The following is an 8,441-nucleotide window of genomic DNA, read 5'->3' on the forward strand; positions in this document are numbered from 1 at the left end:
GTCACCACGACCGCCACGCCCTCTCCCTCGCCCTCGCGATCAGGACGACGTCATGCACGACCTCGACGCGGCCGTCGGCCGCATCACCCAGCTCGATGACCGCCAGCTCGCCGAGTTCGTGGCCAAGCTCGACGCCGCCCTCGCCGATTGCCATCACGGAGCCGGCGGGGATGACCCGAACATTCTCGCCGTCGCTGCGCTTGCACGTATCGCCCTCCGGCGGCGACGTGATGCCGCAGCCATGGCGCGGGCAGTGGCCATCGTCAACGAACTGATCAGCGCAACGGAGACAACCGAGTGACCGCTCTGGAGCGCTTCCTGAATGCCCACCGGGACCATGGATACCTCTCGCGCCAGTCCGGTTCCGGCTACGTCGGGCAGTGCAGCGGCCATGATGACCGCACACCGTCCATGAGCATCAACTACGACGGCGGCAAGGTGCTTCTCTGCTGCCAGGTCGGGTGCGCCACCGAGGACATCGTCGCCGCCATCGGGCTCAACATGTCCGACCTGTTCGACGAGAAGCCCAAGCCACGCGGGCGCCCGCAGAAGTACGTCGTCGTCGACTCCTACGAGTACGAGAACCAGCGCGGTGCCGTGCTGTTCGTCAAGGAGCGCAAGGAGCCCGGCAAGGACGGCCGCGACAAGGACTTCAGTATCTACCGGCCGCTGACCGGCGGAAAACGCAGCTACAGCTTGAAGGGCCTCGAAGAGAGGCCCCTGTTCCGGTTGCCCCGTGTGCTGGCCGCCATCGAGAAGGGCGAGCCGGTCTACCTCCCCGAGGGCGAGAAAGACGTCAAGGCTGCCGAGCGGGCCGGCGTCACGGCTACCTGCAATTTCGACGGAGCCGCCCGCGAGGGGCAGCGCACCAAGTGGAAGCCGGAGTACGGAGACACCCTCAAGGGCGCGCACGTCGTCATCGTCCAGGACAACGACGAAGCAGGCCGCGCACACGCCGCCGCCGCGTACCGCGATCTCCTCGGCAAGGCCGCCAGCGTCCGCATCGTCCAAGGACTCGTTCAGGCTGAGCACTCGGACCTCTCCGACCACTTGGCCGCCGGGTACACCCTGGACGAACTGGTCGACGTACTGGCCCCCGCCGACGGCCAGACGCCGACGGCGCCATCCTCACCGCCAAGGCCAAAGCTCGCGCCTCTCCAGACCGGCGAGAGCATAGAACAGCTGTACGCCAGGCTGTTCGACCAAATCGGCGAGTACCTCCATCTTGAGGACCCCGCGCACATTCGCTTCGCCCTGGCCGCCGGGGTCTCCTCGGCCCTGGACGGCGATCCTCTCTGGGGCATGATCGTCGGCCCGCCATCGGGCGGCAAGACCGAAGCGGTGGGACTCCTCGACGACGTCACCGAGGAGCACGTCGACGACATCACCGGCCCCGCCCTGCTGTCCTGGACCCAAGGCAAGAACCCGAGGCCAACGGGAATCCTCACCCGCGTCGGCTCCCGCGCCTTCGTCTCCATCAGCGACTTCTCCACCATCCTGGCAAGCTCCGATCGTGGCGGCCGAGACGTCCTCTTCTCCCTCCTGCGCCGCGCCTATGACGGCGAGGTCAACCGGGAGGTAGGTAACACCCCGGACCCGCTCGTCTGGCGCGGTCGACTCACGCTTCTTGCCGCCGTCACGCCGGCCATCGACAACTTCTCCTCACACTCCGACGCGCTCGGGCCCCGCTGGCTGTACTGCCGCACCGCAGACACGGATGCCGAGCACAAGAAGGCCGTCCAGCGGAAGCGCCGCCGGATGACCGACCTCAAGGCCAAGCAGGAGGAAGCCCGGCGCACGGCCACCGCACTGGTGTACGCCGCCCGAGGCACCGTGCGGGAGATCGAGCTGGACGACGAGACCTACGACGCGCTCGAAGACGCAGCCTCGCTGACGTGCCTCGGACGTGCCGCAGTACCCCGCCATGCCTACGGGCGCCGCGAAATCGACGGCGTACCGGTGATCGAGGAACCGGGCCGGGTCACCGGCCAGATCGTCGCGTTGGCGAAGTCGCTCATCGCCCTCGGCGAGCCCGTCGAGCACGCCGTCGCGCTCGCACGGAAGTGCGCGCTGGACACGCTGCCTCAGGCACGCCTGAGGGTGCTGGAGCAGCTGGCCAACGGCGAACAGATGACGGTCTCGACGTTGAGCGCAACCACCGGCCTTCACCGTCACGTCGCACGCCGAGCCCTTGAGGACATGGAGGTCTTGGACATGACCCAGTGCCCTCGAACCGAGGAAGCCGCAGACAGCGAGGAGTCGGGCTTTCCGACGTCCAACCCGTGGAACCTCGGCGAGGAGGCCGGGCTGATCACGAAGGTGTTGCGGGCCAAGCGGATGGACGACCTCAAGATCGCGGCCGGGTCCGTCCCCTTGGCACGAAGTGTTGGTTCCCATCCCCCAACCCCCCAAATAAAGGAGCTAGAGAACTCAGAAAGTCGCATTTCTGACAGCAGTCACGGGGACGGTTCCCACACTTCGTGCCAAGTAGAACCGCAGGCAGGGCCGTCGCCGGTGCCAGAACCGCCCGCCGACGACGGCGACCTGTGGGACGCGCCCCTCGAAGACCCCGACGACTACTTCGCCGATGCCATCTGAGCCGAAGGAACAGACCATGACTCTCACCCTGTCCCCCACCCGTCCGCAGGCCGTCAAGCGCATCGCCGACCACATTGCCGACCGCGACAGCTACGTCATCACCGTCCCGCCCGACGCCCTCACGTCCTTCGCCCACCGGCTCTGTGACATCCCGGACTGGAACGCCTACCTCGACAACGGCACCGGCACGGTGCTGCACACCGGCCACGCGCTCACCCTCCTGGCCTGCGATCTGATCATCGAGACCGCCGCGGTCGTCATCGTCCCCAAGACCGTGCCCACCGCGGTGCTCACCGAGGCCGTCGGCAGGGACGTTCCCGCCGACGGCTCCCAGGACATCGTCATCCTCACCGGACCCGCCGGCCGCCCCGTGTTCTGGCCGCTGCTCCTCGTCGACGCCATCGAGATCGTCGACCCCGCCGTGGCCGCGCAGCTGCGTGCCAACCAGATCCACAACCTCAACTGAAGGAGACCGCCATGACCGCCATTGATCAACTCGCCGCTGAGGACCAAGCCCGCGCCGCTATCGAGAAGGACATCAACGAGCAGGGCTTCGCACTCTTCGTCTTCCCGTCCCGACCCGGGGCCTTCACCTGCGACGGCACCGGCTGCACCGCTCCCGCCACCGACGAGCTGAACCTCTTCACCGAACACCACTTGGCCGAGCCGAACGCCGCCGGCGCGACCTTCAGGGCCTGCCCCGACCACCGCAAGGCTGCCCTCGATGACGCCGAGGAGTGCTACGGCAAACCCGTGCGCACCTGACCCGCACGGCGAAGCCGGTCCCGCTCCAACCGGGGCCGGCCACCACCAGCATCCACTCGAAGGAGAAGCCCGTGACATCTACCCGGATGACCAGTGACGACAAGAAGGCCAGCCGTGAGCAACTCCGCAGCCTCCGAATCGACCTGAAGGTCTGGACGCTGAAGGCGCCGGGACTGCACTTCGACCAGACCATCGTCTGCCCGACCCACCGAGGACGTCTCCGGAACGGCGAGCCCTTGCTGTGCGAGGACGGGAAGCGGGGCATGTGCGAGGGCTGTGGGACCACGCTCGACCGCCACGACCGCGCCAGCGAGGTTCGCGACGAGATCCGTGCGCTCGCCGAGCGATTGAACGGCGCGCCCACGCCCGAGCCGGACACGACGAGGAAGGCGACGGTCACCACGGGCGCCGGCGAGCAGCTCGTCATGTTCGTCTGACCCGCGCAGAAGCCGGCCCCGCGGGAACCGGGGCCGGCACCCGTCCAGCAGACCACGAACCGGAGGTCGGAGTGAACAGCCCCAGGAACGAAACCGCACAGGAGCACCACCGCCGACTGTACGAGCGGCCCCTCGACCGCGCGCACGCCCTGATCGACGAGTGGACCGACGACCTGACGCCCATCACCCGCGACCAGGCCGCCGACATCTTCAACGAGATCCTCCGCACCGACGGCTGGACCGAGACCGCCCAGCCCATAGGGCTCGCCCTCGCACCGTCGGATTCAACCCAGTAGCCGTAACGCCCCTGCGACCCCCCAGAGCACCATGAAGGAGAACCCGTGACCACCGCATCCGAAACCCGCACACCGACCGCCGACGACGGCCTGGCCGTGGCCGAGCGCCGCATCGCCGACGAGTACGAGATCACCGCGAACATCTGCGGCGACACCCTCGACCAGCTCGACGCCGACGACCTCGACGCCGCCGACCAGGACGACAACGACGAAGGCGCCACCGAACTCGTCGAGCAGCTCCTCGCCGTCCTCCGCGACTGGTGGGACGCCCTCGACCACCTGCACGCCGACATGGCCGACACCACCGTCACGCAGAGCACCCTCAGCCCGGCCGCCGCGCAGTACGTCGCCAACGCGGCCACCGAATACTTCCGCGCCCTGCACCGCGTCCGCAAAGCCTGGATCGACTACAGCTTCGGCCCCGGCGCGTGCCCCTCGCCCGGTATGTCCGGGTCGTGCATCACCTTCTCCAACTTTCCGCCGGTCGCCCTCGACGGGCGTATCGCTGCCGAGTCGGAGGGCTGATCCGTGACCACCGTCGATGACGTCGTCGCCGCGCGGATAGCGGAAGCGCGCCGCCGGACCGAGGCCGCGAAGCAGCGCCGCGTCGCCCTCAACGCCGCACGGCAGTACGGCCTCGTCTCCCGCTACCGGGCCAAGCTCGCCGAGCTCGACCGGCGCCAAAGCGACAGCACTAAGAGTGCTGAAGCTGCTGACGTACAAGCCGCTGACATCCCCGTCGTTCCGCCCCCTACCGGTCGCCCCGCCCGCCACTGACAGAAACGGACCCCCACCGTGACCTCGTACACCAGCCTCAGCAATGACGTGCCCACCGTCCCGGCCGCCGACCTCGTCACCTCCGGCACCCTGCAGCTCGTCGTGCGCTGCCCCCACTGCGGCGCGCAGCACCGGCACCTCGGCCTCGGCCTCCGACGCAGCCCATGCGGGAGGTACTACGTCCTCGCCCACCCCGCCGCCCAGCTCAGCGCAGCCTGAACGGAGCACCATGTACCACCCGGACCCCGACCGTGCGCACGACCCCCTGCAGTCCGCAGCCGACGCCCTCACCGAACTCGGCCACACCCCCGGCCTCGACTCCGTCACCCAGCTCAAGCACGTCGCCGCCGAACTCATCCGCCGCAAAGACAAGGCGCAGGCCGCCATCGGCGACCTCACCGCCACCGCCAACCCGCCGTCCGCCGCCGCGCTCCTCAACCTCGTCGCCCTCTGCGAGCGGGCCGGGACTGCGCTCGCACCGCTGGTCGAATCGCAGCTCGACGGCATGGAGCAGGCGCTCCTCGCGGACCTCTTCCAGCCCGGCGACCAGGGCGGTGGATCATGACAACAGTCGCCAGCCAACAAGGTCGTGACAGCAAGCCGAAGTGCGGCGCGAAGAAGCGGCAGGGCGAAGGGTTTTGCACCCGTCCCGCCGGATGGGGCAGCAGCCACCCGGGCGCCGGGTATTGCAAGTTGCACGGTGGCAATACGAAGAACCAGGTGATCAGTGCCGAGCGGAAGCGTCTCGAGGTCGAGGCCCGCACCTTGTTCGAGAAGATCGCGCCCAGCGCCATCCCCATTCATGATCCGCTGACCGCCTACGCCCAGTTCGCCGGCCGGGTCATGGCATGGATGACCTTGATGGATTCCCTGCTCGACGGTCTAGCGTCGCCCCGGTACGAGGGCACGAGCGAGCAGGTCCGTGGCGAGGTCGTGCTGTTCGAGCGGGCCATGGACCGGGCCAATAGCGTCCTGGCCAGCTACGCGAGACTCAACATCGATGCCCGGCTCATGACGATCTCGGAGCGGCAGGCGACGGTGCTGATCGCCGCCCTGAATGCGGGCCTCGGCGAGTTGCACCTGACGGGTCCTGACGCGGTCCGTGCCAGGCAGGCCGCCGCACGTCATCTGCGGGCTGCCGGCGCCACCTTCGCAGCGGAAGGCGCGTGACATGACCGAACACCTCACCATCGCCGGGGTTCAGGGGGCGATCGCGCTCGTCACCGCCCGCCTCGCGCGTCTCGACGTACCGCAAGAGCAGATCCTCGGCGACACACCCGCGCAGGAGGCTCTGGCCGCCCTCTCCGCGATCGTGGTGTCTGTCCTTGAGCAGACCGTCCCGGATCATCTCGTAGGCGCTCTGCGGCGCGCAGGAGTCACAGCGGGCCAGTGGGAGGCCGAGCGATGACCAGCCCGCGCACGCATCCGCGGATCATCGTCGCCGTGCGCGGCCTTCGCGGCCCGTACCGGCAGAAGCTCGACTTGACCGGCCGCGACGCAGCAGCGACCAACCTGCCCGGGATCAAGGACGGCGGACGGGTGTGTGTCGACGTCGCCGATGGCCTTCGGGTGGAAGACCTCGCAGTGGTGACTGCGTTCGCGCTGAGCGTCCGCAACGCGGGCGTGCTCGAGATCATCGGCAGAAGTCGCCGTGCTGTCGACAGGGCCCGCGCCATCTTCATCGACGCCTGGAAGCTCGACGTCGACATCACGACCCCCGAACACCCCGAGCGGGCCTCCGCCACGCGCTGGGCGGCGCTGTTCCTCGGGACCGTGCGCGAGGAGGACCGGGACCGATGAGCGACGCGCACGCGGGCATGCCACGGGATGACCGGCCGGCGCCGACCGTGCTCCCCGGCGGACTGCTGTTCGTCCCCGGGGAGCTGGCGGCCGAGCTCGCTGCCGCGCTCGAGGTGTTTGCCGCGTTCACGCGTGGGACGTTGCCCCCAGCGGATTGCCGGACCCCCCAGTTGTCCCGGGCGATCCTTGCGCTGCTGATGGCCTCCCGGGATGCCGCAGCCCAGCACCGGCGCATGGAGACACGGAAAGCTTCCGCAGTCCCAACTGCCCCGTTTCTTCCGCCTGCCCAACTCCCGTCACTCTCGGAACACCAGGAGATGGTGACCACTGCGCAGGCTGCGGCCGTCGCCGGGGTGTCGCCCGAGTGGGTGCGTCGCCTTGCAGCCACGGGGAAGATCCGTGGCCGCCGGACGGACCGCGCCGTTTGGCTTGTCGACCTCGGTGACGTCCGGGCCTATCGCGCCCGATCGAGGAGCAACCGGCATGAAGACTCTGACCGCGCCGACGCTGGCCGAGCAGCACGCGCACGCGCAGCAGACGGCGGCAGAGCTGCGCCTGCAGCTTGAGACGGCAGAGGCCGACCAGCGTGAGGCCGTCGAGAACCAGGACTTCGAACGGGCCGCGGAGGCCAAGGGCCGGGCAGATGAGGTCCGGGAGCCGCTCTTGATAAGCCAGGCGCACGCGACGGCGCTGGCGGCCGGGCTCGCCGCCCTGGAGGAGCACCGCCGCGCCGAGCAGCAGGCCACCCGTGACCGGGAGCAGCGCGAGCAGGCCGCCGGGCTGTACGACGAGGCCCGCGCCCGAGAGGCCGCCTCGCAGGACGATGTGCAGCGCCTCATGGCCGAAGTCTCCGCGGCGCTTGATGCCGTGCGGCAGGTGATGCGTGAGGCCCTTGCCGCCGAGCAGAGCCTCACTCAGGCGCGGCAGGACGGGCACAGCGCGGCTGTTGCCGCCGGCCTCATCGACCTGCAGCACCCCGCACCGGCTCCCGCGAGCAACGTCCGCAACCGGTTCGAGGGCGACCAGCTGCTGCGGGCGATCCTCCACAACCAACAGCTGCTATGACCCCCAAGACCCGCACGGCCACCGGGGCGTCAACGTCACGCTCCGTGGGTTCCAGCGCGGAGGCGATCGAAGGCGGCGAGCAGGGTGACCGCGGTCTCCTCCTTCCGCTAGGACCCGCCTGCGCCCCGGTGGCCGCGCGCCCGACCCGTACATCCGTACCGCAAGGAGGACCTGATGAACGACGAGGAATTCAGCGAGATGCGCGGCGCCGCGATCCTAGGACTGCGCCGCACTCCGCTACACGAGGTGTACTACGACGCCGCCGAATCGGCATCCAAGCCCAAGACGAAGAACAAGAAGGTCAAGGAGAAGAAGGGCAAGGGCGGCGAGGTCAGGGAGTCGCGGCCTTCGCCGGGTGTCATCGACTCGCCCGCCGGGGCGATACCCGCACCGGCCGGCGACGGCGCCAAGATGTGGGAGCTGCCCCCGGAGGAGCTGCGGGCCCAGCTCACCAACGCCCTTTGGCCGACGGACACCAGCCGGCACAAGTGGGTGCCGCGTCCGGCGATGACGCTCGACCAGTTCGTCCGGGACGGGATCTGACCTGTGTCCGACATCGGCGAACTCTTTATCGTCCTCCGTGCGGTCACCGAACCGTTCAAGCGGGGTCTCAAGGAGGCCGCCGCCGAGGGTGAGGCGTCCTCGTCGCGTATCGGCGGGGCGTTCAAGAAGCTCGCCGGGATCGGCATGGTCGCCGGCGGGG

The 8,441-nt window shown here is 69.1% G+C and carries 16 protein-coding genes; all 16 read left to right on the forward strand.

The window, feature by feature from the left end; genetic code table 11:
- Nucleotides 1–52 precede the first annotated feature (52 nt).
- The 16 genes from QMK24_RS09615 to QMK24_RS09685 all read left to right on the forward strand — a co-directional run bounded on the left by QMK24_RS09615 (nt 53) and on the right by QMK24_RS09685 (nt 8,281).
- Nucleotides 53–301, forward strand: a complete 249-nt coding sequence (locus QMK24_RS09615) for a hypothetical protein (RefSeq protein ID WP_283464921.1) — start codon at nt 53–55, stop codon at nt 299–301.
- Complete coding sequence (locus tag QMK24_RS09620) at nt 298–2,598, forward strand: hypothetical protein (protein ID WP_283464922.1); 2,301 nt, start codon at nt 298–300, stop codon at nt 2,596–2,598. The genes QMK24_RS09615 and QMK24_RS09620 overlap by 4 nt, the downstream gene beginning before the upstream one ends.
- Before the next feature lie 16 nt (nt 2,599–2,614).
- The gene (locus QMK24_RS09625; RefSeq protein WP_283464924.1) at nt 2,615–3,064 is read left to right on the forward strand and encodes a hypothetical protein; all 450 of its coding nucleotides are present in this window, start codon (nt 2,615–2,617) and stop codon (nt 3,062–3,064) included.
- 11 nt (nt 3,065–3,075) lie between these two features.
- Entirely contained in the window at nt 3,076–3,363 is a 288-nt protein-coding gene (locus QMK24_RS09630; RefSeq protein ID WP_283464925.1) for a hypothetical protein, read from the forward strand.
- Nucleotides 3,364–3,434: 71 nt separating this feature from the next.
- The gene (locus QMK24_RS09635) at nt 3,435–3,800 is read left to right on the forward strand and encodes a hypothetical protein (RefSeq protein ID WP_283464926.1); all 366 of its coding nucleotides are present in this window, start codon (nt 3,435–3,437) and stop codon (nt 3,798–3,800) included.
- A gap of 71 nt (nt 3,801–3,871) precedes the next feature.
- On the forward strand, nt 3,872–4,096 hold the full coding sequence (locus QMK24_RS09640; protein WP_283464927.1) for a hypothetical protein: 225 nt from the start codon (nt 3,872–3,874) through the stop codon (nt 4,094–4,096).
- 45 nt (nt 4,097–4,141) lie between these two features.
- A complete protein-coding gene (locus tag QMK24_RS09645; protein WP_283464929.1) occupies nt 4,142–4,621 on the forward strand; it encodes a hypothetical protein in 480 nt (159 codons plus the stop codon).
- 3 nt (nt 4,622–4,624) lie between these two features.
- Entirely contained in the window at nt 4,625–4,873 is a 249-nt protein-coding gene (locus QMK24_RS09650; RefSeq protein WP_283464931.1) for a hypothetical protein, read from the forward strand.
- Nucleotides 4,874–4,891: 18 nt separating this feature from the next.
- Complete coding sequence (locus QMK24_RS09655; protein WP_283464933.1) at nt 4,892–5,092, forward strand: hypothetical protein; 201 nt, start codon at nt 4,892–4,894, stop codon at nt 5,090–5,092.
- Between the two features lie 10 nt (nt 5,093–5,102).
- The gene (locus tag QMK24_RS09660) at nt 5,103–5,438 is read left to right on the forward strand and encodes a hypothetical protein (RefSeq protein WP_283464934.1); all 336 of its coding nucleotides are present in this window, start codon (nt 5,103–5,105) and stop codon (nt 5,436–5,438) included.
- Nucleotides 5,435–6,043: a hypothetical protein gene (locus QMK24_RS09665; RefSeq protein ID WP_283464935.1), complete on the forward strand. Its 609-nt coding sequence runs from the start codon at nt 5,435–5,437 to the stop codon at nt 6,041–6,043. The genes QMK24_RS09660 and QMK24_RS09665 overlap by 4 nt, the downstream gene beginning before the upstream one ends.
- 1 nt (nt 6,044) lies before the next feature.
- Nucleotides 6,045–6,281 carry a hypothetical protein gene (locus QMK24_RS09670; protein ID WP_283464936.1) on the forward strand — a complete coding sequence of 79 codons (237 nt, stop codon included), beginning with the start codon at nt 6,045–6,047 and terminating at the stop codon, nt 6,279–6,281.
- A complete protein-coding gene (locus QMK24_RS09675) occupies nt 6,278–6,673 on the forward strand; it encodes a hypothetical protein (RefSeq protein ID WP_283464937.1) in 396 nt (131 codons plus the stop codon). Before QMK24_RS09670 ends, QMK24_RS09675 begins: the two co-directional genes overlap by 4 nt.
- Nucleotides 6,674–6,990: 317 nt before the next feature.
- Nucleotides 6,991–7,239 (forward strand): helix-turn-helix domain-containing protein, encoded by a 249-nt coding sequence (locus QMK24_RS41745; RefSeq protein ID WP_502989142.1) that lies wholly within the window; start codon nt 6,991–6,993, stop codon nt 7,237–7,239.
- Nucleotides 7,157–7,738, forward strand: coding sequence for a hypothetical protein (locus QMK24_RS09680; RefSeq protein ID WP_283464938.1), 582 nt, complete (start codon nt 7,157–7,159; stop codon nt 7,736–7,738). Before QMK24_RS41745 ends, QMK24_RS09680 begins: the two co-directional genes overlap by 83 nt.
- Before the next feature lie 174 nt (nt 7,739–7,912).
- The gene (locus tag QMK24_RS09685; RefSeq protein ID WP_283464939.1) at nt 7,913–8,281 is read left to right on the forward strand and encodes a hypothetical protein; all 369 of its coding nucleotides are present in this window, start codon (nt 7,913–7,915) and stop codon (nt 8,279–8,281) included.
- The last annotated feature ends 160 nt before the right edge of the window (nt 8,282–8,441 follow it).

The organism is Streptomyces sp. PH10-H1, from assembly GCF_030063355.1.
In the GTDB taxonomy this organism is placed as follows: Bacteria; Actinomycetota; Actinomycetes; order Streptomycetales; family Streptomycetaceae; genus Actinacidiphila.

What these genes read in the sequence shown, in the direction of transcription:
- QMK24_RS09665 (WP_283464935.1), top strand. Translation starts at nt 5,435, where the DNA reads ATGACAACAGTCGCCAGCCAACAAGGTCGTGACAGCAAGCCGAAGTGC.
- QMK24_RS41745 (WP_502989142.1), top strand. Translation starts at nt 6,991, where the DNA reads ATGGTGACCACTGCGCAGGCTGCGGCCGTCGCCGGGGTGTCGCCCGAG.
- QMK24_RS09630 (WP_283464925.1), top strand. Translation starts at nt 3,076, where the DNA reads ATGACCGCCATTGATCAACTCGCCGCTGAGGACCAAGCCCGCGCCGCT.
- QMK24_RS09675 (WP_283464937.1), top strand. Translation starts at nt 6,278, where the DNA reads ATGACCAGCCCGCGCACGCATCCGCGGATCATCGTCGCCGTGCGCGGC.
- QMK24_RS09680 (WP_283464938.1), top strand. Translation starts at nt 7,157, where the DNA reads ATGAAGACTCTGACCGCGCCGACGCTGGCCGAGCAGCACGCGCACGCG.
- QMK24_RS09625 (WP_283464924.1), top strand. Translation starts at nt 2,615, where the DNA reads ATGACTCTCACCCTGTCCCCCACCCGTCCGCAGGCCGTCAAGCGCATC.
- QMK24_RS09685 (WP_283464939.1), top strand. Translation starts at nt 7,913, where the DNA reads ATGAACGACGAGGAATTCAGCGAGATGCGCGGCGCCGCGATCCTAGGA.
- QMK24_RS09670 (WP_283464936.1), top strand. Translation starts at nt 6,045, where the DNA reads ATGACCGAACACCTCACCATCGCCGGGGTTCAGGGGGCGATCGCGCTC.
- QMK24_RS09615 (WP_283464921.1), top strand. Translation starts at nt 53, where the DNA reads ATGCACGACCTCGACGCGGCCGTCGGCCGCATCACCCAGCTCGATGAC.
- QMK24_RS09660 (WP_283464934.1), top strand. Translation starts at nt 5,103, where the DNA reads ATGTACCACCCGGACCCCGACCGTGCGCACGACCCCCTGCAGTCCGCA.